The organism is Microbispora sp. NBC_01389, assembly GCF_045040095.1.
In the GTDB taxonomy this organism is placed as follows: domain Bacteria; phylum Actinomycetota; class Actinomycetes; order Streptosporangiales; family Streptosporangiaceae; genus Microbispora.
Genome location: NZ_CP109552.1, coordinates 3,527,529 through 3,553,444 on the forward strand (window position 1 = coordinate 3,527,529; position 25,916 = coordinate 3,553,444).

The following is a 25,916-nucleotide window of genomic DNA, read 5'->3' on the forward strand; positions in this document are numbered from 1 at the left end:
TTTGGGGTTGCGGCTTATTGTCCCGCAGGTAGTTCGCTGAGGACGGCCGAGACCGTGCTCCTGGTGCCGTCCGGGTGCAGGATCTCAACCCGCGCGCTGTCTCCTGGCCGGAGCGTGGCCATGATCTGTGACAGGGCGGCGGCGGTGGGGGTCGCGGTGCCGTTGACCCGCACGATCACGTCGCCGGGGCGGATGCCCGCCTTGTCCGCGCCGCCTCCGGGGGCCACCGAGCCGACCACGACGCCGATCGGGTCGCCGTTCGCGTCGACCGCGGTGCCGACCCGTACGCCGAGGGCGGCCCGGCGGGTGTTCACGACCCGGCCATATCGAATGATCTGCTGGGCCACGTCGGTCGCGGTGTCGCTCGGGATCGCGAAGCCGAGGCCGGGCGCGGCGCCCTGCTCGGGATCGACGGCGGCCAGCGTCGGGATGCCGATGACCTGGCCGGACAGGTCGACCAGGGCGCCGCCGCTGTTGCCGGGGTTGATGGGCGCCGAGGTCTGCACGGCGTTGGTGATGGTCGCGGCCCCGCCACCGGCGTGCCGCTCGCCCGTCACGGTGCGGCCGAGGGCCGACACGATGCCCTCGGTCACGCTGCCGGAGAAGCCGAGGGGGTTGCCCATGGCCAGCACGATCTGCCCGACCTTGAGATTCGAGGAGCGGCCGAACGTCGCGGGCGTCAGCCCGTCGGCGTCCTCCACGCGGATCATCGCGAGGTCGCCCGCCGGATAGCTGCTCACAAGCCGGGCCCTTCTGGACTTGCCGCCGGTCGCCAGCGTCACACGGAACTCCGTGGCATTGCCCACGACGTGGGCGTTCGTCAGGATGTGTCCCTCCTTGTCATAGATGATGCCGGAGCCCAGCGCCTGCCCGGTGGTGATCTGCACGGTCGACGGAAGAACCTTCTTGATGACCTGCTCGTAGGCCGACTCCAGCGCGACCGCCCGCGTGGGCACGAGCGGGGTGCTCGGCGTCGTCGTCCCCGCCGGGGGCGGGGTGGTCTCGACGCCGGGGGTCCGCGGCGCGCACCCTCCGATGACCAGCGCCGCCACGGCCGTGCCGGCGGCCGTACGGAGGGCCTTCCGTGTGAGCTGCATAGCCCCTGTCTACCTGCGGCGATCGTGGTCGCAAGGCGGCGCGCCGCCGCGAGCGCAGGTCATGACCGGCCCCGGACCCGTCGGCGAATATTCCTCTAGAATATGGTTCTACGCGACGTCAGGGCTGGAGGATCAGATGGAGATCGGGCTGAACGAGGAGCACGAGGCGCTCCGTGAGTCGGTGTCCGGATGGGCCGAGCGGGCCGTTCCCGCCGACGTCGTACGGCGAGTGGTCGGCGTCCTCGCCCAGCCGGGAGCACAGCCGGGAGCACAGCCGGAAGCACAGCCGGGAGGCAGCGGCGCGGAGACAGGCGCGGAGACAGGCGCAGAGGCAGGCGCAGAGGCAGGCGCAGAGGCAGGCGCAGAGGCAGGCGCAGGGGAGCGCCCAGCCTTCTGGCCTGCCCTCGCCGGCCAGGGACTGCTCGGGCTGCACCTGCCCGAGGAGTACGGCGGATCGGGGTACGGCCTGCTGGAAGCGGCGGTGGCGATCGAAGCCCTGTCGGAGCGGATGACGCCCGGCCCGATGGTGCCCACCATCCTCGCCAGTGCCGCCATCCTCGCCTCCGAAACGAAAGCGCGGGCGCATCTGCTGCCCGGGCTCGCGGACGGTTCCCTGACCGGCGCATTGGCCCTCAACAGCGAGATCAACAGCGAGATCAACAGCGAGCGTGAGGAGGGCGGGCTCACGATCACTGGAACCGCCGCGCACGTCCTCGGCGCGGGGACGGCCGACGTGCTGGTGCTCCCGGTGGCCACGGACACCGGGGAGGAGTGGGTGGCGATCGACGCCGTCCGGGCGACGGTCACGGGGGTCCGGCCGCTCGACCTCACCCGCGGCGTGGCCATGGTCGAGGTGTCCGGTCTCGAGGTGCCCGCCGAGCGCGTGCTGACCGGCCTGACCAGGAACGAGGTGCTCGCCGCGGCCGCGATCGTCCTCGGCGCGGACGCGGCGGGGGTGGCCGCCTGGTGCGTGGCCGCCGCGGCCGACTATGCGAAGGTGCGGGTGCAGTTCGGCCGGCCGATCGGCCAGTTCCAGGGCGTCAAGCACAAGATCTCCCGCATGCTGGTGGCGCTGGAGCAGGCCCGCGCCACGGTCTGGGACGCCACCCGGGCCGAAGGCGCGGAGCGCGACCACGCCGCCGCGATCGCGGCCGTCATGGCGCCCGACGCCGCCGTGCAGTGCGCCAGGGACGCGATCCAGACCTTCGGCGGCATCGGCTACACCTTCGAACACGACGCGCACCTGTACTACCGCCGCGCGCTGACGATCCGCGCGCTGCTCGGCGCCTCCTCCGAGTGGTCCGATCGGGTGGCCGCGCTGGCGCTGAAGGGCGTCACCCGGGAGATGGAGATCGACCTGCCCGAGGAGTCGCGGCCGTTGCGCGCGGCGATCCGCGAGGAACTGGCCGGGATCGCCGCGCTGGAGGGCGCGGCGCAGAAGAGGGCCCTCGCGAAGGCCGGGTTCGTCATGCCGCATCTGCCCCGGCCCTGGGGCCGTGCGGCCTCCCCGCTGGAGCAGGTGCTCATCCACCAGGAGGTCAGGGCGGCCGGGATCAGGCCGCCGCAGATGATCATCGGTGCGTGGGTAGTGCCGTCGCTGGTCACGTACGGCACGCCGGAGCAGCAGGAGCGCTTCCTGCCGCCCACGCTGAGCGGTGAGCTCGTCTGGTGCCAGCTGTTCTCCGAGCCCGAGGCGGGCTCCGACCTCGCCTCGCTGCAGATGAAGGCGGAGAAGGTCGAGGGAGGCTGGCGGCTCGACGGCCAGAAGATCTGGACCTCGGTCGCGCACGTCGCCGAGTGGGGCATCTGCATCGCGAGGTCCGACACCTCCAGGCCCAAGCACGACGGCATCACCTACTTCCTGGTGGACATGAAGGCGCCCGGCGTCACCGTGCGGCCGCTGACCGAGATGACCGGGGAGAACCTGTTCAACGAGGTGTTCCTCGACGACGTCTTCGTCCCCGACGGGATGGTCGTCGGCGAGGTGAACAACGGCTGGCGGGTGGCCAGGAACACGTTGTCGAACGAGCGGGTCAGTCTGTCGTCCGGCTCGGGCGGCACCGGGGCGTCGGTGCCCGACCTGCTCGGCCTGGTGGGCCGGCTCGGCCGCGAGCTCACCCCCGCCGAACGGCAGGGCCTCGCCGCGGTCGTCTGCGAGGCGCACTCCATCAACGCGCTGGCGCTGCGGGTGACCCTCAGACAGCTCGCCGGCGAGGAGCCGGGCGCCGACGCCTCGGTGCGCAAGCTGCTGTCCACCGCGCACGCCCAGCACGTGTCGGAGACGGCGGTCTCCCTGATCGGCCCGGCCGCCGTCACCGCCGCCGACTGGAGGCTCGGCGACGCCGGCTACTGGAACCGGGCCGTGCTCGCCACCCGCGCGATGACGATTTACGGTGGCACGACCGAGGTGCAGCTGAACATCATCGCCGAGCGCCTGCTCGGCCTGCCCCGCGACCCCGAGCCGGGCAGGTAGCCGGCTCTGCCGTTGGAACTGGGTGACATGTCTTTCTGGGACGCGGCCGGTCGCCGCTGGCCGATCTGGGGTGGGTTGCTGGTCGGCGTGCTCGCCCTCGGCCCGGCGCTCGGGCCCGGGTTCACACTGGCATACGACCTCGTGTTCGTCCCGACGCCGGTGTTCGGCGCGACTTCCTTCGGGCTGTCCGGCACGCTGCCTCGCGCCGTCCCCAGCGACGCGCTGGTCGCGGCGCTCGGCCTCGTCCTGCCCGGGGCGCTGGTCCAGAAGGCCGTCCTGCTGGGGATCTTCGTGCTGGCCTGCTGCGGGATGGCGGCCCTGACCGAGCGGTGGCCGCCCACGGCGAGGGTGGCCGCCGCCGTGTTCTACACCTGGAACCCCTTCGTCGCCGAACGGCTGCTGCTCGGGCACTGGGCGCTGCTCCTGGGGTACGCGGGCCTGCCCTGGGCCGTACGCGCGGTGTCCGGCGGAGAGCGGGGGGCAGGGCGGCGGGTGATCGTGCTGGCGCTGCTGCCGGCGGCGGCCGGCGGGTTCATGGCGATGATCATCACGCTCCTGACCGCCGCGCCCGTGGCCGCGTACGCGCGCAACAAGACAGGTAACAGGTCACGCGACAGAACACTGCGCGTTTTCGCGGTGTCGTGGGTGGTGCTGAGTCTGCCCTGGCTGGTGCCGAGCCTGCTGCGGCCGGGCGGGGTGCCCGGCGACCCGGCCGGAGTCGACGCGTTCGCGGCCCGCGCGGACACGCCGTTCGGGGCGCTCGGTAGCCTCCTCGTGCTGTCCGGGATCTGGAACGCCGAGGCCGTGCCGCCGGGGTACGACGCGATGCTGCCGCAGGTCCTGCGCCTGGCGGCGGCCGTCGTGATGCTGGCGGGCTTCGCCCTGGGGAGAGGGGTCCCGGCACGGCCGGGTCTGGCGGTGGCGGCGGTGGCGGGCTTCGCGGTGGCCGCGCTGAGCGTCACCGAGCCGGGCCGGGCGGCCCTGCGGGTGCTGGTGACGCACTGGGCGGGGTTCGCCGTGCTCCGGGACGCCCAGCAGTACGTGGCCCCGCTCGCGCTGGCGCAGGCGCTCGGCCTCGGAGCGGTCGCGGCCCGGTTACGCGGTGCGCCGTCGCGCGCGGTTGCAGGGGGTGCGGTAACAGCGAGTGTGGTGGCGGCGGGGGCGCCGCTGCTGCTGCTCCCCACGCTGGCCCTGGGCGGCATGGGCAGGCTCGCGACGGTGCCGTATCCACGGGACTTCGACGAGGTGCGCGCCCGGGTCGCGGCCGATTCCGTCCCGGGAGACGTGCTGCTGCTGCCGTGGGAGGCGTACCGCGCCTACGACTGGAACGGGGGGCGCTCCGTGCTCGATCCGATGCCCCGATATCTGCCCCGGCGGGTCGTGTGGAACGACGCGGTGCGGGTGGGTGACAGCGCGGGAGACAACACGAGGGGGAGCGCGGGAGACGGCGCGAGGGGGAGCGAGGGAGACAGCGAGGGGGACACGGTGGTCGGCGCCGAGGACCCGCGTGCCCTGGCGCTGACTCCACTGGTGCGGTCGGGGGCTCCGCTGACCGAGGGGTTGCGGCGGGCCGGATTCCGCTTCGTCGTGCTCGACGGCGACCAGTCGAACTGGAACGAGTTCCACTTGCGGCTCCGGGGCGCCCGGCCCGTCTACACCGGCCGGTACGCCGCGCTGTACGCCATCGACGCCCCTGAGCCGACGCCTGAGCCGACGCCTGAGCCGACGACTGGGCAGGCACCTGCCGGGAGCCCGCCTGCCTACGCCGTTATCCTGGGCTGGTTTGTCGCTCTTTCGTATATCTACTTTATGGTAAGAGAATCTGGTTCCAGTGTCGTCAGGCGTCGATCGTCAGGTGTCGACGAAACGGTCGAGTGAGGAGCCCTTCCATGCGCGTGCTTCTGGCGGTGGCCGTTGGCGGTCTGCTCGCCGTGGGTGCCACGGTGGGCCTGGTCCATGTGGCCGACACGTCTCCGAGCCCGGTCAACAAGCCCCTGTACAACTACGGCAGCCGCTGACCCCCGCCATGCCCCCGCCGAAGGGCTCTCCCCTGCTGGAGATCGTGATCCCCGCCCGCAACGAGGAGGCGCGGATCGCCAAAGGGCTGTCGGAGCTGTGCGCGAAACTCGCCGCGCTGCCGTATCCCGCGCGGATCGTCGTCGTGGACAACGCCAGCACGGACGCCACGCCGGACGTCGTGCGCGCGCTGCCCTCGCGTACGACGCCGATCCGGCTGATCCGCTGTGAGACGCGCGGCAAGGGGGCGGCGGTCCGGGCCGGGCTGCTCGCCACCACCGCGCCTCTCGTCGGGTTCTGCGACGTGGATATGGCCACCGACCTCTCCGCACTCGACACGGTGGTCCGGCTGCTCGTCGCCGGGCAGCCCGCGGTCATCGGCTCCCGCGCCGCGCCGGGCTCGGTCGTCGAGGCGCGGCACAGCCGGGTGCGCAGGCTGGGCGCCCGGGTCTTCCGCGCCCTGGCCCGCCGGGTCACGGGCCCGATCGGCGACACCCAGTGCGGGTTCAAGTTCTTCCACGGCGACCTCGCCCGCCGGGCCGCCCGGCGCCTGCGCACGACCGGGTTCGCCTTCGACGTGGAACTGCTGGCCCACGTGCACCTGCTCGGGGCCGGCGTACGGGAGATCCCGGTGACCTGGAGGGACGTCGGCGGCTCGACGTTCTCGTGCTGGCGGCACAGCTGGGGGGTCTTCCTGCAGATCGCGGTCATCTGGGTCAGGATGGTCAAGATGGTCAGGATGGCCCGCCCCCGCCTCGCCCTGGCCGCCACCCGCCCGTTCGCGGAACCCCTGTCACCCGATCACACGCCGCCCGTCACCGCCTGAGCCCTGCCGGAACACCTCATGCCGATGAACACGTGAACGGACCGAACGCCGTGCCGCCGCGACTGTCCGGCCTGCGCGTCGCCCTGGTCAACTGGCGTGATCCCTGGCACGAGCGGGCCGGGGGCGCCGAGGCGTACGCCTGGGAGATCGGCAGGCGGCTCGCGGAGTGGGGGGCGGACCTCACGTTCGTCACCGCGCGCGGCCCCGCGCAGGCGGCCGCCGAGACCGTGGCGGGGGTGAGGTTCGTCCGCGGAGGCGGCACCTTCAGCGTGTACGCCCGCGCGGCGGCCTGGCTGTGGCGTCACCGCCGCGCGTTCGACGTGGTGATCGACTGTCAGAACGGGATCCCGTTCTTCACCCCGCTGCTCGTGCCGCGGGAGGTGCGGGTGCTGTGCGTCGTCCACCACGTCCACGACGCGCAGTTCGGCGTGCACTTCCCGGGCTGGCTCGCCCGGCTGGGCCGGTTCCTCGAAGGCCCGGCGGCCCGCCGGGTCTACCGGCGGCGCCTCTGCGTGGCGGTCTCCCCGTCCACCGTCGCGGCCATGCGGCGCAGGCTCGCCTGGACGGGGCCGATCACCGTCGTGCCCAACGGCGGGCACCCGCCCCGGCAGGCCCGTCACGAACGGACCGAGCGGCCCTCCCTCGTCTGCGTGGGGCGGATGGTGCCCCACAAGCGGATGGAACTCGTCGTCGGCCTCGCCGAGACGCTGCGCGCGGAATGGCCGGGTCTCACCGTCGACCTGGTCGGCCGTGGCCCCGAACTCGGACGCCTCACCGCCCTGGTGGCCGAGCGCGGGCTCACCCACGTCGTACGGCTCCACGGGCACGTCCCGGAGGAGGAGAAGGAACGGCTCGTCGGCCGCGCCTGGGCGCATCTGTCCGCGTCCCAGGGCGAGGGCTGGGGGCTGAGCGTGCTGGAGGCGGCGGCGCTCGGCGTGCCGACGGTCGCCTTCGACGTCGACGGCCTGCGCGACGCCGTACGCGACGGGCGCACGGGCTGGCTGGCCGGGGAGAGCACGGGCGAGGGCACGGGGGAGGGCCGGTCGCTCGCGAAGGTGACGTCGGAGGCGCTCACGCTGCTGTCCGACCCCGCGCGGGCGGCCGAGACCGCGCGGGAGTGCCGCGCCTGGGCGGCCGGGTTCACCTGGGACCGCAGCGCCGAGATGTTCGCCGGGCTCCTGCCGGACGCGCCCCGGAAGGGCCGATGAGCAGCCACACGAGCATCCACACGAGCAGCCACACGAGCAGCCACACGGGCGACCTCCGGATGCGGAACGGGCTGCGGCTGCTGGCCGCCTCGCTCCTGCTCGTCGCACTCGTGTTCCGGACCAGGCCGGGTGAGCTGCTGGCCGACACGAAGATCGACCTGACGATCGTGCCCGCGGCGTTCCTGGGGCGGGCGCTCGACCTGTGGGATCCGGCGCAGTTCGGCCAGTTGCAGAATCAGGTCTCCGGCTATCTCTTCCCGATGGGCCCGTTCTTCCTGCTCGGGAAGCTGCTCGGGCTCGACGGGTGGGTGGTCCAGCGGCTGTGGATGGCGCTGCTCGCCGTGACGGCCTTGGCCGGGATGAACCGGCTCGCGGCCCGGCTGGGAATCGGCACGCCGGAGACCCGTCTCGTCGCCGCGCTCGCCTTCGCGCTGGCCCCCCGCGCGGTGTCCGACCTCGGGGTGCTGTCGGCCGAGGTGCAGCCGATGGCGCTGCTGCCGTGGATCCTGCTGCCGCTGGTCACCGCCGCGCGGGGCGGCAACCGGATGGTCTGCGCGGCCCGCTCGGCGTTCGCGGTGGCGTTGTGCGGCGGGGTCAACGCGGTCGCGGTGGGCGCGGTCCTCGTCGTCCCGGTGCTGTTCGTCGCCACCCGCGACCCGGACACCAGGCGGGTGCGGCTGCTGGCGTGGTGGCTGGCGGGGGTGGCCGCGGCGACCCTCTGGTGGACCGTGCCGCTGCTGCTCATGGGCAGGTACGCGTTCTCGTTCCTGCCCTACACCGAGAGCGCGGCGACGACGACCCAGGTGACCTCGCTGCCGAACATCCTGCGCGGCACCGCCGATTGGGTGACCTCGATCGCGGGCGGCGCGGGTCCGACGATGCCGGTCGGCTTCGAGCTCACCCACGCGGCCTGGGCGGCCGTGGCGACGTGCCTGCTGGCCGCGATCGGGCTGGCCGGCGTGCTGCGGGCCGACGTGCCGCACCGGCTGTTCCTGACGCTGACGCTGCTGACGGGACTGCTCGTCATGTCGGCGGGCCACCTGGGCGCGCTGGAGCCGCCGCTCGCCCCGATGGTCCGCGAGCTGATCGACGGCCCCCTCGCGCCGCTGCGGAACCTGCGCAAGTTCGACCCCGTGGTGCGTCTGCCGCTCGCGCTCGGCATCGCCCACGTGCTCGCGGTCGTACGGCGTCCCCAGTTCGGAGCGTGGTTGAGGGCCGGGGTCGCGGGAGCAGCGGTGGCCGCGCTGGCGGGAATCATGCTGCCGGTCCTCCAGCTCGGACTGGCCGGGCCGGGGACGTTCCGGGAGATCCCCGGCTACTGGCACGACGCCGCCCGATGGCTGAACGGCCGGGCCGGTGACCAGGCGGTGCTGGCCCTGCCCGGCTCCGCGTTCGGGGAGTACACGTGGGGACGGCCGCTCGACGAACCCATGCAGCAGCTGTTCACGGTGCGCTGGGCGGAACGGCAGATCGGGGCGGCCGGCTCGACCGGGCTCACCCGGGTGCTCGACGCGGTGGACCGGCAGGTGGCCGCCGGGCGCGGGTCCCCGGGCCTGCACGAGGTGCTGGCCCGCCTCGGCGTCCGGTTCCTCCTGGTACGCAATGACCTGGACCGCCGCGCGATGGAGGGCACCCTTCCCGCCCGCGTGCACCAGGCGCTCGGCGACACCGAGGGCATCACCAGGGTCGCCTCGTTCGGCCCCGGCGTCGGGTCGAGCTGGGACATGGACGACGCCGTCCTGGGCCAGGACCCGGCCTACCCCGCGCTGGAGGTGTACGAGGTCGGCGGCGCAGCCGGCGTCGTCTCGCTGCTCCCGGCCGGGGACCTGCTGCGGGTGTACGGGGCTCCGGAGGGGCTGCTCGATCTGGCCGACCACGGGCTGCTGAGCGGTCGATTCGGGGAGCGGCCCACGGTGCTGAACACGGACCCCGGCGACGCCCGTGAGGCCGTCGTCACCGACTCCCTCCGCCGCAGGCAGCGGCACTTCGGCACCATCCGGAGAGGCGTCTCGCCGACGCTCGCCGACGGAGAGTCGCCGCCGGGAACCGGGGTGGTGGACGACTACCTGGAGCCGGGCTGGGCGCCGTTCTCCGCCACCGCCGCCTACACCGGGATAGCGGGCGTGTCGGCCTCGTCGTCGGCCTCCGACCCCGGAACCATCGCCATGCCGCAGTCGCCCGGCTATCTGCCGTACGCCGCCCTCGACGGGAACCCGTGGACGATGTGGCGGTCGGGTGGCACGGAGGGGCCGCTCGGGCAGTGGATCAGGATCGACTTCGAGCGGCCCCTGCGGCTCAGCCGGATCGCGGTGCGGTTCGTCACCGATCCCGTCCTCGGGCCGCCGCCCGTCCGGGTCGCCGTGGAGACGGCGGCCGGCCGCGTCGAGCAGGACCTCGCGAATGTCGCGGAGACCGGCGGCTCCCAGAGCCTGGGGGTCCCCGACGGGCCGTCGTCCTGGCTGCGGCTGCGTGTCCTGCGGCTGGCCGAACAGCCGGAGGACGCGTTCGGCACCTCCTTCGGCACGTCGGTGGGCATCGCGGAGATCACCGTCCCCGGCCTGACCACCGGCCGGACGTACCGGTCGCCGGACGTCTCCGGGCGGACCGCCGGGACGCCCACGACGTACGTCATGACCAGGGCGGCGGGAGAGGAGCAGCCCTGCGTGCTCGGGCCGGTCCGGTGGCTGTGCCAGCCGTCGGCGGAGCGGCAGGGGGAGGAGGGCTACACCTTCGACCACACCGTCACGGTCCCTGCCGCCGGTTCCCCAAGGCTGACCGGCCGGGCCGTGCTGCGGGACGCCGCTGCCATCGACCGGTACGCGCAACTGACCGAGTTTCCCCAGGTCAGCGGGTCGAGCGTGGCCGTCGACCAGCCGGTGGCGGCGGCCAGGTCGGCCTTCGACGGCGACCCGCGCACCACCTGGATCAGCGGCGAGAACGACCGCCATCCCGAGCTGTCGATCCGGTGGGCGAAGGCCAGGACGGTCGGCCGGGTCGTCGTCCAACGCCCGAAGGGGGCGCGGCCGTGGACGTCGGTGCTGATCACGGCGGCCGACGGCAGCGTGCGCGGCGGCCGGCTCGACGACGAGGGCGAGGTGCGGTTCCGCCCGGTGAAGACCGACCGCCTGCGCATCCAGTTCTCTCCGGTGGCCCCGCCGCTGCAGGTCACCGACGTGCTGATAGACGGGGTCAAGCCGCTGCCGGACATCGCCGGGGTCCCGTTCACCCTCGACTGCGGCTTCGGGCCGGCCCTGACGGTCGGCGGGACTGTAGGCGGGACTGTAGGCGGGACTGTAGGCGGGACTGTAGGCGGGACTGTAGGCGGGACGGGCGGCGGCGAGCGGGTCGCGACCCGGGTCGAGGGCGTCTACGGCGACGTGCTGACCGGGCGCCCGCTGCGCTTCACCTCCTGCGGAAAGGTTCGCGTCGCCCCGGGCGCCAACCGGATCCGGGGCGTGCCGCTGGACCCGTTCCGGGTGGACTCCGTCCTGATGGATGGTGTGATGGATGGCGTGATGGATGGCGTGGACCCGGCACGAGCCGGCACTCCGGAGTTCTCCGGGAGGGTCTCGGTGGGGTCCTGGGGCGCCTCGCGGCGCACGGTGTCCGTCTCGGCGGAGACCGACGCCTACCTGGTGCTGGGGGAGAACTTCAACGCCGGCTGGACCGCCACGGTCGCCGGGCACACCCTGACGGCCGTGAAGATCGACGGCTGGCGGCAGGCGTGGCGGATCCCCGCGGGCACGTCGGGGGTCGTCCGGCTCGACTACCCGCCCGATCGGGTCTACCGGGTCGTGCTCGTCGCGGGACTCGCCGGTCTGCTCCTGGTGGGGGGCCTCGCGCTGCGTCCGGTCCGCCTGCGCACCCCGCGGGCCGTACGGACCCGGGCGGCGGCCGTGGACCGGCGGCTGCTGGTTCCCGTTGCGGCCCTGGCGGGATGGTGGATCGCCGGTCCCGCGGGGCTCGCGGTGGTCACCGGCTGCGTCCTCGCCGCCCTGTGGGGCGGACCGGCGCTCGGCCGTCTGCCGCGGTCGCCGCTGCTTGTGCCGTCGCTGCTTGTGCCCGCCGGGGTGCTGGCGACCCTCTCGTGGGGCGACTCCTGGCAGCAGCGGGCCGCGCAGCTGCTCTGCCTGCCGGTCGTCGCGGCGCTACTGGTCGCGCTCGCGGTGGCCGGGACCGAGACGCCGGCCGGGACCGAGACGCCGGCCGAGCCGCCGGGCGGGCTCCTCGACGAGGAAGTGGCTCAGGGTGGCGACCAGGACCGAGACGGGCACGACCACGAGCAGCACCGGCCAGAACCCGCCCGTTAGGGGCTTCGTGTCCGCCAGCCGGTAGAGGACCGCGATCACCAGCACGTGCCACAGGAACAGGCTGTAGGAGACGCGGCCGAGGAAGCGCGTCACCGGGTTGCCCAGAGCCCGGTCGGCGAAGCTCGGCCGGCCGTCCGAGAGGGCCAGGGGCGCGACGAGGAAGACCGCCGTGACGCCGTAGAGCGCGGTCTTGAAGCACGAGGCCCAGAACGTGTCCCCGCTCAGGGTCCTGGGGCCGGTCAGTTCGGTGCTCGCGACGACGAAGGTCAGCGCGGAGATCAGCCAGCAGGCGCCGGCGGAGGAGCCCAGCGTGCGGCACAGCACGCCGGCCCGGCCGGCCGGCCGCGCCTTCGCCCAGGCGGCGAGCAGGGAGACGGCCATGCCCAGGGCGAACCACAGCAGGTAGCGCGGCAGGTGCAGGCCCATCATCGGCTTCCAGTTGGGCCAGAAGGTCAGGGCGATGTAGGCGAACGAGACCGAGCCGAGGAAGGCGAGCGCGAGCAGGGCGCGAGCACCCCTCCGGTTCGCGTCACCGCCACCGCGTGCCGCGAGGAACGCGACTCCCGCGCCGATCAGCGGAAGCGCCAGATAGAAGGTCGCCTCCACCGGGAGGGTCCACATCTGGTAGAGCCCCTCGGGGCCGGTTCCGGTCCACCACGGGTCGGGATCGTAGATCGAGAGCAGGCCGAGCCATTCGACCCACGTCCGCACCGAGCCCAGCCGCGCGGAGTGGAACGCGACGAGCCCGGTGGTCACCGCCACCCAGTAGGCCGGAAGCACGCGGAGCGCACGCCGCCACAGGTAGACCCGGGTGCCGGGGCGTCGGCCCGAGCCGAAGAGGGCGGCCGCCCAGGGATGGTAGAGAAGCAGGCCGGAGAGCACGAAGAAGATCGCAACGCCCACGTCGCCGTGGGCGACGAGCCAGGAGAACTCCGAGTCGCCGTACATCTCCCCGGTCGCCGAGGCGACGTGCAGCGCCAGCACGAGCAGAGCGGCGACCGCCCGGATGCCGTCGAGGGAGTTCAGACGACCGCCGTCGCCGGGAACCGGTCCCGCCGGCGTGCCGAGGCCGGCCTGTGTGGCGGTCAAACGCGATCACCCCGGCACATCGGCGTACGATCGGCACACTGTATCTCAGGCCCGGCGTCTCAGACGTCCGAAGTTAGAACGTGTTCTTGGCGGCGGTCACGAGCCCGCACTACGATACGCGGGCCAACGAGGCTGCCGTACTGGGGAGATCCCGGAGGACTTGATGAGACGGACCGGTGGACTCGTTCTCCTCGCGCTGGGGGTGTTCTTCGTCGTGCTGGCTCCGCTTCTCCGCTTCTGGGCGGCGGACCGGCTCGTGCACGCGCCCGCGGACCAGGACAGCACGACCGAGCTGAGCGCGCCGAACGCCCGCTACTTCAGCGTCGCCGACATGAAGGTCCTCACCGGGAACCTCGCCATCACCGTGACGACCCGTGGCGACACGGAGGAGTCGGCCGGCGACCACGTCGTGTGGGACCAGTTCACCAACGTCAACGACGTCACCAACGAACGCCGCGGCATCTCCTTCAGCCTGTTCCGCAGTGCCTTCAACAAGTACGACGGCACCGGGGTGAACTGCTGCCAGGTCAACGTGGACAAGACGCCGGTGCGGCTGCAGGGGCAGATCTTCCTGTTCCCCTTCGGGGTCGAGAAGACGACCTATTCGGTCTACAACCCCGCCGTCAGGCAGGCCTTCCCGGCGGAGTTCGCCGGTGAGGAGGTGCTGGACGGCCTGCGGGTCTACCGGTTCGTGCAGGAGATCCCCCCGACGGTCACCGACACGCTCAAGGTGCCCGCCACCGTGCTCGGGATGAAGGGGAAGGGGGACAAGCAGGCCGACCGCGTGTACGACGGCACGACCACCTTCTGGGTCGAGCCCGAAACCGGCCTGCCGGTCAAGCAGGAGCAGAAGCGCCACGAGGTGCTGAAGACCGAGGACGGCGTCGAGCGCACACCCGCCCTCGTCGGCACCGCGACCTACACCCCGGAGACGGTCGGCTCGCTCGTCCGCACGGCCAGGGACAACATGAACCAGATCACGCTGCTGAGGACCACGATCCCGCTGGTCTCGTTGATCGTCGGTCTCGCGCTCCTCCTCGTCGGCGCCTGGCTGATGCGACCGGAGCGCCCCGAGCACCTCGATCACACACGGGAGGAGCCGCCCTCTGCTTGAGCGTGTCACAACGACGGGAAGACTCCCCCGCCGATCGGGCGGGGGAGCCTCCTGCGCCGGCGATCAGCCGGTGACCAGGGTGAGGCCGTAGGCGGAGAGGATCGGGTTGACGGGCTGGAAGTAGGTGGTGCCGCCGCTGGAGCAGTTGCCGGAGCCGCCGGAGGTCACGCCCTGGGCCTGGCTGCCCGAGATGAACGAGCCGCCGGAGTCGCCGGGCTCGGCGCAGACGTTGGTGCGGGTCAGCCCGCTGACCGTGCCCTGCGAGTAGCGGACGCTGGTGTTGAGCTGCTGGACGGTGCCGCAGTGCCAGCCGGTGGTGGAGCCGGACCGGCAGATCGAGGACCCGACGGCGGCCACGGACGAGCCGCTCACGGTGACGTTGCCGCCGCTGTAGTTGTTGACCCAGGGCCTGACGGTCCAGTTGCTGTTGACCGCGGCCCAGGAGTAGTCGTGGCCGGGGAACGAGTAGCCCTGAAAGGTGCCCATGAGGACGTGGTTGTAGCCGTACACGGTGCTTCCGACGGTGGCGCAGTGCCCGGCGTCGACGAACCCGGGCGTGCTGCCCTTGCGGACGGAGAAGCCGATCGAGCAGCGGGCCGAGCTGCCGATGTAGTAGGCGTCGCCGCCGCGGACGTCGTAGAAGGTCTGCGGCGCCTCGCTCGACCGCTCGACGCGTACGGCCGACTTGTCGGCGCCGCTGGCCGCGACCAGCCTCTCGGCCGCGGCGGTGTCGGAGGCCAGCACGACCACGCTGTTGGTGCGCACGTCGACGTACCAGAGGGACGCGGCGGAGGCGGGCGCTCCGGCGGCGGCCTTGTCCAGCGCGGCCTCGGTGGCGTCGAGGGCGGCCAGGTTGCGGGCGACGATCGTCGGCTGCGCGCCCGCGGACAGGATGGCGCCCGCCTTCGAGGCGTCGGTGGTGGCGACGATCAGGCTGTCGGAGGTGACGCCGGAGACCCAGGATCCGGCGTAGGCCTCGCCGAGCGTGGCCCGGACCTTGGCGTCGGTGTTCATGGCCTTGGCCTCGTTGGCCAGACGGGTGTCGGCCTGGCCGGCGCTGAGCCCGAGGTCGCGCTGCATCGCCTCGATCATTCCGGGCGACGGCGTGCTGGTGGAAGAGGCGGAGGAGTTGCTCGGCTCGGCCAGGGCGGGGGTGGCGACCGTGGCGAGGGCCGTGACGACCAGGGCGCATCCGGCGATTACCGTGCGTCTGCGGAGCATGTGGGGCTCTCCTTGTCTTCGGGGGGTGCCGTCAACGTAACTGACCCTCCGCGTCATGCGGATCTATCAGTTCGCCCCTATCACGGCGTTATGGAAAGCTCCCCCGCGAAGGATGTCACGGCATGACGCCGTAGTCAGGATTAGTGACGAGCCAGTCCGCGTAGCGCGCGCTGCGCCTGACGGCGTCAGCGTACGCGGCCCGTGCGTGGGCCGCCACAACCGGCGCGGCCCGCGCGCCGATCGAGCCCGAGTGCCAGCCGAGCAGGTGCCGCCAGCCCAGCGGCGCGCCGGCCAGCGGCATCATCACGAGCCCGGACGTGAGCTGGAACGTGGCCTGGCACAGGGCGACGGCCTTGCCGACGCCGACCAGGTGCAGGCAGGTGCCCACGTCCGTCTCGTAGATGGGCTCGGGTACGAACCCGGCGCGCGAGCAGGCGGTGGCGAAGCAGTCGGAGAAGCATCCGTCGCCGGGAGCCACCACCCAGCGCTCGTCGGCGAGGCGGGACAGCTCCAGTTCCTTCTCCCCGGCGAGGGGGTGCTCCTCGCCCAGGAGCACGAAGACCGGGTCCATGCCCACGGTGGTCCAGCTCATCGCGTCGGCCGCGGGCGGAGGGCTGTCGCCGCACCTGCCGAGGAGCACGAAGTCGAGCCGCCCGGCCACGGCCAGCCCGGTCAGCTCGTCCGCCGACCATGAGGTGCGGGTGCTGATCGGGATTCCGGGCTGCACCGCGGTCAGCCGCTCGACGAGCCCGCCGAGTATGGGGCCGTGCGTGGCGCCGAGCCGGTAGCCGGGCAGCTTGACCGACGTGTTGGCGAACCGTACGGCGTCCTCCTGGAGGTCGCGTACGGCGGGCAGCAGCACCCGCGCGCGGGCCAGCACCATCTCACCGAGGGGAGTGGGGCGGGCGCCGTTGCGGTCGCGTTCGAACAGCGGCCCGCCGAGCGAGCGTTCGATGCGTTTGAGCTGGGCGGTGAGGGACGGTTGGGCGAGGCCGAGCCGGGTGGCCGCCTTCGTGACGCTCCCGGCTTCGGCTACCGCGTGCACGATCCTGAGGTGGCGGATCTCCAGATCCATACCGGGAAACTACGGCGACAGTGGTATGGCCGCAATCCCACATTGTCATGAAATTTGACTTTAACGTGTGAGCCGAGGGGGCGGTGCGGCTGGTGCGGCGCCCTGCGCTTTACTGACGGGTGAGTTCCGCGAGCGGGGAGGACGCCGAATGAGCCAGGATCTGGACGATGCCCGGGACGAGACGCCGGCCGCCGCGCCGATCCTCGGCAACGTCCCGGGTTCGTACGCGCTGAGCGTGTTCCGGGAGCGGCATCCCGTGCTGATCAAGCAGGTCAGGGAGGCGTTGCCGTACACGCCGGACCGGCGGCGCGCGCTCGACCGGCTCCTCGGCGAGGTCGAGCGCGACGTCATGGAGCCGCTGGAGCCGTCCGCGCACGACGGCGCCGCCTGGGCCGAGTGGGGCCGCGGCAAGATCGGCGGACGCTGGGTCGACGCGCCGTTCCTGTGGGCCGAGAGCTACTTCTACCGGAAGCTGCTGGAGGCCACCGGATACTTCGGCGACGGCCCGTGGCGGGGAGTCGATCCGTTCGGTCCCCTGAAGCAGGCCGAGCTCGACGGGCCGGACGTGGACGGAGAGCTCGCCGCGCTCGACGAGACCGCCGCGCTGTCCCCGGACGAGCGGGCCGAGGCGCTCCTGCTCGGCTCACTCTGGGGCAACCGCGCGGACCTGTCCCACGCTGTCACCGCGGCGGGCGGCCACAAGCGCGCCGAGGGTCTGGTCGTGGACGACGGCCCGCTGCTGCGGGCGCTGCTCGGCGATCTGGCTCCGGCGCGGATCTGCCTGGTCGCCGACAACGCGGGGCGGGAACTGCTGCCCGATCTCGTGCTGGCCGACCACCTCCTCGCCCACGGCCTGGCGAGCGAGGTCGCGCTGCACGTCAAGCCGGCTCCCTACTTCGTGTCCGACGCCACGCCGTCCGACGTGCTCGCGTGCCTGCGGCGGCTCGCCGCGGCCCCCGGCCGGGCGGGGGAGGCCGGCGCCCGGCTCTGGGCGGCGACGGAGGACGGACGGCTCACGCCGCGGGCGCATCCGTTCGCGTGCGCCCCGCTGCCGTACGCGGACATGCCGGACGACCTGCGCGGCGAGTTCGCGGCGGCCGACCTCACGATCATGAAGGGTGACCTGAACTACCGCAGGCTGACCGGCGACCGGATGTGGCCCCCGGCCACCCCGTTCGCCGAGGTCACCGGCTACTTCCCCGGGCCGGTCGTCGCGCTCCGCACGCTGAAGTCGGACGCGCTCGTCGGCGTGCCCGAGCGCACCCTGGCAGAATTGGACGCGGCCGAACTGGACGCGGCCGAAATGGACGCGACCGGCCGCCCCTGGCGCACCAGCGGCACCCACGCCATGATCCAGGCCAGCCGCGGTCAGGTGGTGTAGGGGGTCACGTGGTGTAGGCCATGCCGCCACGTGCGTCTGCCCCTGTGTAGGCGCACGTGCCGAACTCCGTGACGGCCACCGCCTCTCATCGCCCGCGCTTCGCCTCGGCGTTGACCATCATCATGATCGGCCCGGAACCGAACGCGCCGGCGAGCACGAGCCCCAGCGCGATGGCGGCGATCAGCAGCACGTTGGACAGCCAGATCATCGTGGAGACCGGCAGCGTGAACGCGCCGGCCAGCCGGACCACGCACTCGGCGAACAGCACGCCGCCCCAGATGGCGCTGAACCTCCGCTCGGCCCGGCGGAAGCGGGCCGAGCCCTCCGCGAGCCGCTCCCAGGCCGCCTCCTTCTCCGCGTTCCCCTTCGTGACGAACGGCCGCATGCCCGCGGTCATCACCGGCCGCCGCGTGAACGCCGAGAGCGTGATCGCCAGACTGAGCACGCCGCTGAGACCGGAGTCCTTGGCGATCATCATCCGGGCGTCGCCGGTGAGGAAGCTCAGCGCGATGCCCGCCACGTTGACCACGAGCGTCAGCGCGGCCATGCCGTTGAGGGTCCGATCGCGGACGATCCCCGCGATCACCCGGACGGCCGGGATCACCCCGCTCACCGCGAGCGCGGTGACCTCGCTCAGCCCGAACGCGCCGTGCAGCACGTAGTAGCACGCCATCGGAGCGGCGACGTCCAGCGCCAGCGGGACGAGCATCCGGCGGAGGTTGCCCTTCCGTGGCTGAGCGGCGTCCGGCGGGGTGGCCGGCGGGGTGTCGGGCGGGGTGTCGGGCGGGACGGCCGGCGGGACGGGGGAGGTCAGGGTCTGCGTCATCGGCGCGGCTCCTCCGGGGGTGGGCGCTGGTGTCTTCCTGCGCCTCAAGCCTCCCGGACGCCGGTTCCGCCGGACAGATTCGCCGATCCCGACTCCGGCAGTACAAATGTCCCGGTCGTACGCGGGTCAGGCCTTGGCGGCCCCCTCACGGGCCAGGGCGGCGACGACGCCGAGACCGAGGTAGACGACGCCGCTGCCCCGGTCGAGCCGCCGCCGGGCGCGCGCCGACGACCGCAGCCGCCCGGCCAGCACCGAGGCGAGCAGCGCGTACGTGCCGTCGCTGGCCATGCCGAGCGCCACCCAGACGGCCCCGAGCACGAGCACCTGCGGCGCCACCGGGCCGCGCGCGGGATCGACGAACTGCGGCAGGAACGCCAGGAAGAACATCGCGGTCTTCGGGTTGAGCACGTTGACCACGAACCCCTCGCCGAACAGGCGGGTGCGCGAGGCGACCCTGACCTCGGCGGCCTCCGTCTCCGGCCGCCGCAGCAGCTTGCGGACGCCCAGGTAGACGAGGTAGGCCGCGCCGAGATACTTGACGACGGCGAACGCCGTGGCCGACGCGGCGAGCAGCGCGGTGATGCCGAGCGCCGCGGCGGCGATGTGCACGAGCGAGCCCGCGTGGACGCCGAGCACCGACACCAGCCCCGCCCTGCGGCCCTGGGCGACGCTGCGGGTGACGATGTAGAGCACGGCCGGACCCGGCACCATGAGCAGCGCGAGCGTGGCGGCGGCGAAGAGGGCGAGTGCGGGCAGGGTAGGCATGCCTGGATCGTACGGACGCCGCCCTCGCGCGGGCATCCCGATTTTCCTCAGAGCAGGGTGAGCACCCGGGGGCCGTCCTCGGTGATCGCGATCGTGTGCTCCATGTGGGCGGCCCGGCTCCCGTCGGTGGTGTGCAACGTCCAGCCGTCCGCCGCCGTGAGATAGCCGTCCCGGCCGCCGGCGATGAACATCGGCTCGATGGCCAGCGCCAGGCCGTGCCGCAGGGGATAACCCCGCCCGGGGCGGCCGTGGTTGGGCACCGGCGGGTCCTCGTGCATCCGGCGGCCGATGCCGTGACCGCCGAAGTCCCTCGGCATGCCGTACCCGGCGTCGCGGGCGACCGCGTCGATCGCCGCGGAGATGTCCCCGACGCGGTTGCCGACGGTCGCGGCGGCGATCCCCGCGTCGAGCGCCCGCCGGGTCGTGTCGATCAACTCCACGTCGCCGCCGCGGGGGGTGCCGACGACGAAGGTGACGGCGGCGTCGGCCGTCCAGCCGTCCAGTTCCGCCCCGCAGTCCACGCCGACGACGTCGCCGTCGCGCAGCCGGTAGCCGCCGGGGACGCCGTGCACGATGGCGTCGTTGACGGACACGCAGACCACCGCGGGGAACGGGGTCGGCGCGAAGTGCGGCCGGTAGCCGAGGAAGGGCGACCGCGCCCCCGCCTCGCGCAGCACCTCGCGCGCCGTCTCGTCCAGCTCCCTGAGCCGCGTCCCGACGGCGGCGGTCCGGCGTGCGGCGTCGAGCGCGCGGGCGACGACACGCCCCGCCTCCCGCATCGCGTCCAGCGCGGCGTCGGTCTTGATCTCCACCATGACGCACCCTCCAAGTGGCACCAATACTTATACCGGTATTATTATCACGGTCATGGTGAGAGTGCCCCTGACCCCCGAGGAGCGGCAGCGGGGGGAGCGGTTCGGCGCCCTGCTTCGGCAGGCGCGTGGCGAACGCAGCATGATCGAGGTCGCCGCGGCGGCCGGCTTGTCGGCGGAGACGCTGCGCAAGATCGAGACCGGCCGCGCGCCGACCCCGGCCTTCTTCACGGTCGCCGCCCTCGCCGCCGCGCTGGGCCTGTCCCTGGACGAACTCGCCGCCGCCTGCGCGGAAGGCCCGAACGCCGCGGCGGACTTCCGCCGGGCCGGCTGAATCTTTCACCGGACCGCGACCGGGCTGCCCGGCCGCCGGAGACCGCCTCGGGCGGCGTTCGCCCAGGTGGACCGGCCCGGCGGCGGGCCGCGCGGCCGATGGGACGAGGGCGGCGGGGCGAGGGCGCCCGGCCCTGATTCCTGTACAGGCCGGGGAGAAGAAACGACGCTGGGAGCACCGCCGGTGATCGCCGGATGGTCCTGCGGCTTCCTCGTGGAGGTGTCGATGCGACTCGCCCCCGCCCGCCTGCGTCGTTCGGTCGTTCTCGCGGCCGTCGTGGCCACGGCGTCCGCCGCGGCCGGGCTCGCCGGTCCGGGTGCGGCCGTCGCCGCCCAGGGGATGGTTTCCACCTCCTCGTGGAGCCCGTCGCCGACCCCCACCTCCACCCCCACGCCGGGCGTCATCGTCACGCCGTCGCACATCGTCGTGCCCGAGGGCGGTTCGGCGGTCATCCACGTGCGGCTCAGCGGGCGGCCGTCGTACGGCTGGGTGACCGTCGACAGCGAGCCGCTGTCCGGCGACTCCGACCTGCGGATCGGCCCCCGGCTGCTCTTCCCCGCGGACGCGTGGAGCACCTGGCAGACCCTCATCGTCTTCGCGGAGGAGGATGACGACTCGACGAACGGCACCGCCACGTTCCTGTCCAGAATCAGTCAGCTTCCCGGCACCGGGACCGCCGTGTGGACCGCCACCGAACTGGACAACGACGCCCCCACGCCGTCGCCCGCACCCTCGCCCGCACCCTCGCCCGCACCCTCGCCCGCGCCGAGCTGAGCCCGGAGAAGGGCGGCGACCAGGGCGGCCGTGGCGGGCGGGTCGGGCGGCTCGCCGTACGTGGCCGCGTGGACGCGGCGGGCCGGGCCCGGCAGTTCGGAGGTCAGAACGCCGGGATGCCGATGGGCCGACAGCGCCAGCCGGGGGAGGACCGCCACGCCCAGCCCGGCGGCGACCATCGCCTGCACGGCCACGTAGTCGTCCGTCGTGAACGAGACGCGCGGCTCGAAGCCCGCCTCGGCGCACAGCGCGAGCAGGTGGGCGCGGCACCGCTCGCAGCCCGCGATCCAGGGGGCTTCGGCGTACGCCGCCAGATTCGCGGCCGGGCTTGGAGTGACCGGGCCGGCGGTCACGAGGAGGCTCGGGTCGTCGAGCAGGGGGACCAGCCGGACGCCGTCGTCCTCGGGGCCGGTCCCGTCGTACCGGAAGACGACGGCCACGTCGACCTCGCCCGACCGCAGCAGACGCAGCGCCTCGGGTGGCTCGGCCTCCATCAGGCGCAGGTCCAGCCCGGGATGCTCCTTCGCGAGCCGCGCGGCGGCGGCGGGGACGAACGTGCCGAGGGCCGAGGGGAACGCGGCCAGCCGTACGCGCCCGGCCCGCAGCCCGACGTGCGCGGACAGCTCGGCGGACGCCGCGTCGAGGCGGCCGAGGATCTCGGCGCCGCGTTCGGCGAGCAGACGGCCCGCCTCGGTCAGGCGGAGGCCGCGTCCCACCCGCTGCACCAGCTTCGCGCCCGTCTCCGCCTCCAGCCGGGCGAGATGGTGGCTCACCGACGGCTGCGAGTAGTGCAGTTCGCGCGCCGCCGCCGTGACCGTGCCCGACCGGGCCACCGCGACGAGGACACGCAGCCGTACGACGTCGATCGTCATCTATCAACCATGTCTATCGGTTCCCTCGAACACTTCAGTTGGACGTATCCACCAGTGCCCGGCCACGCTGGTACGCATGACAGGCATTCGCGACATTCTGGATGCTCGGCGGCTCATCGCCCACCAGCTCCCCGAGACGCCCATGTGGTCCTATCCGGTGCTCGACGCCGCGGTCGGCGCGGAGGTGTCCGTCAAGCACGAGAACGTGCAGCCCACGGGGGCGTTCAAGGTGCGTGGCGGCATCACGCTGCTGGCCCGGATGGCCGACCGCGGTCGCGGGGTCGTCACGTACTCCACCGGCAACCACGCCCAGTCGATCGCGTACGCGTCCCGTCTGTACGGCGTGCCCTGCGCGGTGCTGATGCCGGAGAACCCGAACCCGGCCAAGGTGGCGGCGGTCGAGGCGCTCGGGGCGACCGTCGAGGTCCGGGGCGCGACGATGGTGGAGACCGCCGGGCACGCCCGCGATCTCGCCGAGCGCACCGGACGCAGGCTGATCGGCCCGGCCGACGAGCCGGACATCATCGCCGGGGTCGGCACACTCTACGCCGAGATGTTCGCCGCCCGGCCGGACCTCGACGCGGTCTTCGTGCCCGTCGGCAGCGGCACCGGAGCGGCGGCGGCGTGCCTGGCCGCCGCCGCGCTCGCGCCCGGCTGCCGGGTGATCGCCGTCCAGTCGGCGCAGGCCCCCGCCGCGCACGACTCGTGGCGGCTGAACGCACTGGTGAACAGGCCGGTCAAGACCGTCGTGGAAGGGCTCGCCACGGGCTCGGCGTTCGCGACGCCCCAGGCCGTGATGCGGGCGCGGCTGGACGACTTCGTCCTGGTCGGCGATGACGACATCCTGCGGGCCCAGCGGATGCTGCTCGGCGAGGCCCACACGCTCGCCGAGGGAGCGGGCGCGGCCGCCCTCGCCGGGCTGCTGGCCCGGCGAGAGGAGTTCGCCGGGCGGCGGGTCGCCGTCGTCTGCACGGGCGGCAACGCCGGCCCGGCCGAGCTCGCCCGCCTCCTCGCCGCCCTGTGAGTGCCGGTCAGGGGCCGAGGTCCCGGCGGGTCGCCTCCTCGACCTCGTGCAGGCTCTGCCGGGTGAGTTCGAGCTCGGTCGTCAGGTCGTTCAGGGCCTGGCCGCCGCCGTCCGCGCCGTCCGCGCCGCCGGAGGTCGCGGTCATGGCGGAGATCTCGACGGCCCGCGCGACCAGGCCCTCCAGGCTGATGGCGCCGGACTCCAGCCGGGCGAGCACCCGTTCCCGCGCGCCCGACAGCCGTCCGTACACCTCACGCTGCGCGTCCAGCGCGGCGATCGACCGGTCGAGCTCGCCCGCGACCTCCTCCCGGGCCGTACGGCGGGCCTGCGTAAGCCGGGCGCGCTCCTGATCGAGGAAACGGGGGTCGAAGCGGGCGAGGGCGGACCCGGTGACGGAGGCGTGCCCGGCCAGCCGCCGCAACGTGCCGACGGTGTCGTCCACCTGCGGGCGCATGTCCGCGATCCGGTCGAGCAGGATCTGCCCGCGCATGGAGGCGGTCAGGTCGGCGAACGACCCGGCGGCGCGCTCGGCCCGCCGCAGCCAGGCCTCCTCCGCGCTGCCGCGGGCGACGGGCGGCCCCTTCGGCTCGGGCGGCTCGGCGCGGCTCTCGCCTCCCGTGGACTGCCACGCGGAGGCGAAGGCCTTGGTGAGCCACACCACCACGCCGGCGACGACCGCCCCCGCCGGATGGACGTCGACCGCCCAGGCCGCGCCCGCGGCCGTGGCGCCCAGGAGCAGCGCCCAGGGGTCGCGCAGTTCCTCGGTGAAGCGGGACAAGGGGGCTCCCGTTCTGGAAGTCGGAGATCGTTCAGAAGTCGGAGATCGTTCAGAAGTTGGAGATGACGGCGGTGAACACCTGGTCGATGCTCACGGGCTTGCGGGAATCGTAGGCCGCCGCGTCGGTGCTCTGCGAGATGCGCCGCAGCACGTCGAGATCGGCGTCCGCGCCGTACGCGATGGTGAACATGCGCACCGTGTCCTGCCCGGTCTCCTGACGCAGCTGCGGCAGCAGGTCGTCGAGGGAGATCGAGTTGTTGTCCTCGTTCTTGCCGTCGGTCAGGAACACGACCGCGTTGATGGCGTCGCCGCTCCGGTGCCGCAGCACCTCCTGGTACGACGCGAGGGCGGTGTCGTACAGGCCCGTGCCTCCGTTGGGGATCAGGCCCCCGATGCGGCTCTTGAGGCGCGACTGGTTGTTCCTGCCCATGGGCACGAGCTCGCGGTAGTCCTTGTCGCCGTCCTGCTTGAGGGAGAACATCCACAGGCCGACCCGGTCGTTCGGGCCGAACTGCGGCAGCGCGTTGACCGCGGCCTGCTTGGCGAGGTCGAGCTTGGTCTTGCCGGTGCCGGAGACCTCGGCGCCCATCGAGCCGGAGACGTCCATCACCATCAGCACGTTGGCGGGCTTGCGCAGCTCCGCCCAGCTCCGCAGCATCCGGTCGAGCACCTGCGGGGTCGGAGTGCTCAGCGTGGTCGCCGGCTGCTTGGGGTCGAGGCCGTCGGCGGCAGTGATGTGGTCGGTCGGCTTGCCGTCGAACGACCGGAACGCGTACTTCGCGAACTCCTTCTGCTGGTCCGACGCCCGCAGGTACTTCAGGAAGTCGGCCGCCGCGGCCTGCTTCGCCGCGTCCGCCCAGGACAGCACCGCGTACGGATGGTCGGAGAAGAGCGTGCCCTCCTTGGGATAGATCGCCACCAGCGGGACCTTCGGCTTCGCGTGGTCGCCGAGCGTCTTGGGGTCGCCGGTCGGGTTGCCCTGGTTGTAGTCCCAGACCGACTTCTCCTCCACGGTCACCGCGGAGATGTAGGACATCGCGGTTCCCGTGTCGTCGGCGCGCTGGAGGTTCGTCAGGAAGGTCAGCGTGGTGTCGCCGTAGTGGACGATGGACCGCTCGACGCCCTTGACGAAGTCACGGGCCTTCGCCCCGGCGACGTCCCGCTCGGTGAGGTCGCCCGACAGCCCGGTGGCGGCGAAGTAGGCTCCGACGGTCGCGTTGAGGCCCGAGGTGGAGAAGTTCGGGTTCGTCTTGCCGAGGCGGAACCGGCCCCACTCGGGATGGTCGTACTTCGCCCAGCCCTTCGGGTCGTTCGCGAGGTCGAGGACGTCCGACCAGCCGATCTTCTTCGACGGCCAGCCGAGCGCCTGCGCCATCGGCTTGGGCATCGCGATGACCAGCGGAGACGCGGCGATCGCAGGGTTGTCGGCGGAGGCCGGTGACTGCTTGTCGCCGCCCTCGACGCGGTGCCGCAGGAGGGCGACCCAACCGGCGGACGCGGGCGTCCACACGTCCGGCTTCGGCCCGTCCTGCCGCGCGTTCCAGCCGCGCGCCAGCGCCTGCATCGCGTCACCGGACGCCTTGGAGCTCACGACGACGTCCACGCACCGGCCGTCCACCTCGTGGCCGTTGTAACTCTTGGCCATCGCGCGCAGCAGTTCGGCCTTGTCGCTGGAGGCGGAGATGGTCAGGGTGATCCCGCCGTCCCCGCAGGCGCGCCCGGCCGAGTCACCGCCCGTGTCGCCGCGGAAGGCTTTCCCGACGTCGGGCATCCCGCCGAACACCGTCTTCAGGCCGACGATCAGCGCTCCCGCCACGATGACCGCGACGATGAAGGGGGCCACGCTGCGGCGGCGCTTCTGCTGGGGTGGGGGATACACGGATCTCCTCCATATCAACGGGATACCGGTACTAATCCCGAC

19 protein-coding genes and 1 pseudogene are annotated in these 25,916 nt (G+C 72.9%); 10 read left to right on the plus strand and 10 right to left on the minus strand.

Features of this window, described 5'->3' with window-relative positions; translation table 11 throughout:
- Positions 1-14: 14 nt before the first annotated feature.
- Complete coding sequence (locus OG344_RS16050) at positions 15-1,097, minus strand: S1C family serine protease (RefSeq protein WP_405088902.1); 1,083 nt, start codon at positions 1,095-1,097, stop codon at positions 15-17.
- 136 nt (positions 1,098-1,233) lie between these two features.
- Here OG344_RS16050 and OG344_RS16055 point away from each other — a divergent pair, with 136 nt between their 5' ends.
- From OG344_RS16055 to OG344_RS16080, 6 genes and pseudogenes are all read left to right on the plus strand, one after another.
- Positions 1,234-3,570: an acyl-CoA dehydrogenase gene (locus OG344_RS16055; RefSeq protein WP_405088903.1), complete on the plus strand. Its 2,337-nt coding sequence runs from the start codon at positions 1,234-1,236 to the stop codon at positions 3,568-3,570.
- 27 nt (positions 3,571-3,597) lie between these two features.
- A complete protein-coding gene (locus OG344_RS16060) occupies positions 3,598-5,448 on the plus strand; it encodes a hypothetical protein (RefSeq protein WP_405088904.1) in 1,851 nt (616 codons plus the stop codon).
- An 11-nt stretch (positions 5,449-5,459) separates the two neighbouring features.
- A complete protein-coding gene (locus OG344_RS16065) occupies positions 5,460-5,588 on the plus strand; it encodes a hypothetical protein (RefSeq protein WP_405088905.1) in 129 nt (42 codons plus the stop codon).
- Positions 5,589-5,596: 8 nt separating this feature from the next.
- Complete coding sequence (locus OG344_RS16070) at positions 5,597-6,412, plus strand: glycosyltransferase (protein WP_405088906.1); 816 nt, start codon at positions 5,597-5,599, stop codon at positions 6,410-6,412.
- A 32-nt stretch (positions 6,413-6,444) separates the two neighbouring features.
- On the plus strand, positions 6,445-7,620 hold the full coding sequence (locus OG344_RS16075) for a glycosyltransferase family 4 protein (RefSeq protein WP_405088907.1): 1,176 nt from the start codon (positions 6,445-6,447) through the stop codon (positions 7,618-7,620).
- A gap of 59 nt (positions 7,621-7,679) precedes the next feature.
- Positions 7,680-9,644: pseudogene (locus OG344_RS16080) on the plus strand (alpha-(1->3)-arabinofuranosyltransferase family protein); the annotation flags it as partial.
- A 2,124-nt stretch (positions 9,645-11,768) separates the two neighbouring features.
- Here OG344_RS16080 and OG344_RS16085 read toward each other — a convergent pair.
- Positions 11,769-13,019, minus strand: coding sequence for an acyltransferase family protein (locus OG344_RS16085; protein WP_405088908.1), 1,251 nt, complete (start codon positions 13,017-13,019; stop codon positions 11,769-11,771).
- A gap of 163 nt (positions 13,020-13,182) precedes the next feature.
- Here OG344_RS16085 and OG344_RS16090 point away from each other — a divergent pair, with 163 nt between their 5' ends.
- On the plus strand, positions 13,183-14,133 hold the full coding sequence (locus OG344_RS16090; protein WP_405088909.1) for a DUF3068 domain-containing protein: 951 nt from the start codon (positions 13,183-13,185) through the stop codon (positions 14,131-14,133).
- A 63-nt stretch (positions 14,134-14,196) separates the two neighbouring features.
- On the opposite strand, the gene OG344_RS16095 is transcribed toward OG344_RS16090, so the two are convergent.
- Positions 14,197-15,354 (minus strand): S1 family peptidase, encoded by a 1,158-nt coding sequence (locus OG344_RS16095; RefSeq protein WP_405088910.1) that lies wholly within the window; start codon positions 15,352-15,354, stop codon positions 14,197-14,199.
- 115 nt (positions 15,355-15,469) lie between these two features.
- Positions 15,470-16,429 carry a LysR family transcriptional regulator gene (locus tag OG344_RS16100; protein WP_405088911.1) on the minus strand — a complete coding sequence of 320 codons (960 nt, stop codon included), beginning with the start codon at positions 16,427-16,429 and terminating at the stop codon, positions 15,470-15,472.
- A 148-nt stretch (positions 16,430-16,577) separates the two neighbouring features.
- Between OG344_RS16100 and OG344_RS16105 the strand changes: the two genes are divergently transcribed.
- Positions 16,578-17,810, plus strand: coding sequence for a damage-control phosphatase ARMT1 family protein (locus OG344_RS16105; protein WP_405088912.1), 1,233 nt, complete (start codon positions 16,578-16,580; stop codon positions 17,808-17,810).
- 85 nt (positions 17,811-17,895) lie between these two features.
- Here OG344_RS16105 and OG344_RS16110 read toward each other — a convergent pair whose 3' ends face one another.
- The 3 genes from OG344_RS16110 to map all read right to left on the minus strand — a co-directional run bounded on the left by OG344_RS16110 (position 17,896) and on the right by map (position 20,216).
- Entirely contained in the window at positions 17,896-18,636 is a 741-nt protein-coding gene (locus OG344_RS16110) for a VC0807 family protein (protein ID WP_405088913.1), read from the minus strand.
- Between the two features lie 126 nt (positions 18,637-18,762).
- Complete coding sequence (locus OG344_RS16115) at positions 18,763-19,401, minus strand: LysE family translocator (protein ID WP_405088914.1); 639 nt, start codon at positions 19,399-19,401, stop codon at positions 18,763-18,765.
- Positions 19,402-19,448: 47 nt separating this feature from the next.
- The gene (gene map, locus OG344_RS16120) at positions 19,449-20,216 is read right to left on the minus strand and encodes a type I methionyl aminopeptidase (protein WP_405088915.1); all 768 of its coding nucleotides are present in this window, start codon (positions 20,214-20,216) and stop codon (positions 19,449-19,451) included.
- 52 nt (positions 20,217-20,268) lie between these two features.
- Here map and OG344_RS16125 point away from each other — a divergent pair, with 52 nt between their 5' ends.
- Positions 20,269-20,547 carry a helix-turn-helix transcriptional regulator gene (locus OG344_RS16125; RefSeq protein WP_327044080.1) on the plus strand — a complete coding sequence of 93 codons (279 nt, stop codon included), beginning with the start codon at positions 20,269-20,271 and terminating at the stop codon, positions 20,545-20,547.
- A 653-nt stretch (positions 20,548-21,200) separates the two neighbouring features.
- Here the strand turns inward: OG344_RS16125 and OG344_RS16130 are convergent.
- On the minus strand, positions 21,201-22,193 hold the full coding sequence (locus OG344_RS16130; protein ID WP_405088916.1) for a LysR family transcriptional regulator: 993 nt from the start codon (positions 22,191-22,193) through the stop codon (positions 21,201-21,203).
- A gap of 76 nt (positions 22,194-22,269) precedes the next feature.
- Here OG344_RS16130 and OG344_RS16135 point away from each other — a divergent pair, with 76 nt between their 5' ends.
- Positions 22,270-23,217 carry a threonine/serine dehydratase gene (locus tag OG344_RS16135; RefSeq protein WP_405088917.1) on the plus strand — a complete coding sequence of 316 codons (948 nt, stop codon included), beginning with the start codon at positions 22,270-22,272 and terminating at the stop codon, positions 23,215-23,217.
- Between the two features lie 7 nt (positions 23,218-23,224).
- Here OG344_RS16135 and OG344_RS16140 read toward each other — a convergent pair whose 3' ends face one another.
- A complete protein-coding gene (locus OG344_RS16140; protein WP_405088918.1) occupies positions 23,225-23,995 on the minus strand; it encodes a hypothetical protein in 771 nt (256 codons plus the stop codon).
- A gap of 49 nt (positions 23,996-24,044) precedes the next feature.
- The gene (locus tag OG344_RS16145; RefSeq protein ID WP_405088919.1) at positions 24,045-25,874 is read right to left on the minus strand and encodes a substrate-binding and VWA domain-containing protein; all 1,830 of its coding nucleotides are present in this window, start codon (positions 25,872-25,874) and stop codon (positions 24,045-24,047) included.
- Positions 25,875-25,916: the final 42 nt, after the last annotated feature.

What these genes read in the sequence shown, in the direction of transcription:
- OG344_RS16060 (WP_405088904.1), top strand. Translation starts at nt 3,598, where the DNA reads ATGTCTTTCTGGGACGCGGCCGGTCGCCGCTGGCCGATCTGGGGTGGG.
- OG344_RS16125 (WP_327044080.1), top strand. Translation starts at nt 20,269, where the DNA reads ATGGTGAGAGTGCCCCTGACCCCCGAGGAGCGGCAGCGGGGGGAGCGG.
- OG344_RS16105 (WP_405088912.1), top strand. Translation starts at nt 16,578, where the DNA reads ATGAGCCAGGATCTGGACGATGCCCGGGACGAGACGCCGGCCGCCGCG.
- OG344_RS16100 (WP_405088911.1), bottom strand. Translation starts at nt 16,429, where the DNA reads ATGGATCTGGAGATCCGCCACCTCAGGATCGTGCACGCGGTAGCCGAA.
- OG344_RS16050 (WP_405088902.1), bottom strand. Translation starts at nt 1,097, where the DNA reads ATGCAGCTCACACGGAAGGCCCTCCGTACGGCCGCCGGCACGGCCGTG.
- OG344_RS16115 (WP_405088914.1), bottom strand. Translation starts at nt 19,401, where the DNA reads ATGCCTACCCTGCCCGCACTCGCCCTCTTCGCCGCCGCCACGCTCGCG.
- OG344_RS16110 (WP_405088913.1), bottom strand. Translation starts at nt 18,636, where the DNA reads ATGACGCAGACCCTGACCTCCCCCGTCCCGCCGGCCGTCCCGCCCGAC.
- OG344_RS16070 (WP_405088906.1), top strand. Translation starts at nt 5,597, where the DNA reads ATGCCCCCGCCGAAGGGCTCTCCCCTGCTGGAGATCGTGATCCCCGCC.
- OG344_RS16065 (WP_405088905.1), top strand. Translation starts at nt 5,460, where the DNA reads ATGCGCGTGCTTCTGGCGGTGGCCGTTGGCGGTCTGCTCGCCGTGGGT.
- OG344_RS16055 (WP_405088903.1), top strand. Translation starts at nt 1,234, where the DNA reads ATGGAGATCGGGCTGAACGAGGAGCACGAGGCGCTCCGTGAGTCGGTG.
- map (WP_405088915.1), bottom strand. Translation starts at nt 20,216, where the DNA reads ATGGTGGAGATCAAGACCGACGCCGCGCTGGACGCGATGCGGGAGGCG.
- OG344_RS16090 (WP_405088909.1), top strand. Translation starts at nt 13,183, where the DNA reads ATGAGACGGACCGGTGGACTCGTTCTCCTCGCGCTGGGGGTGTTCTTC.
- OG344_RS16130 (WP_405088916.1), bottom strand. Translation starts at nt 22,193, where the DNA reads ATGACGATCGACGTCGTACGGCTGCGTGTCCTCGTCGCGGTGGCCCGG.
- OG344_RS16135 (WP_405088917.1), top strand. Translation starts at nt 22,270, where the DNA reads ATGACAGGCATTCGCGACATTCTGGATGCTCGGCGGCTCATCGCCCAC.
- OG344_RS16095 (WP_405088910.1), bottom strand. Translation starts at nt 15,354, where the DNA reads ATGCTCCGCAGACGCACGGTAATCGCCGGATGCGCCCTGGTCGTCACG.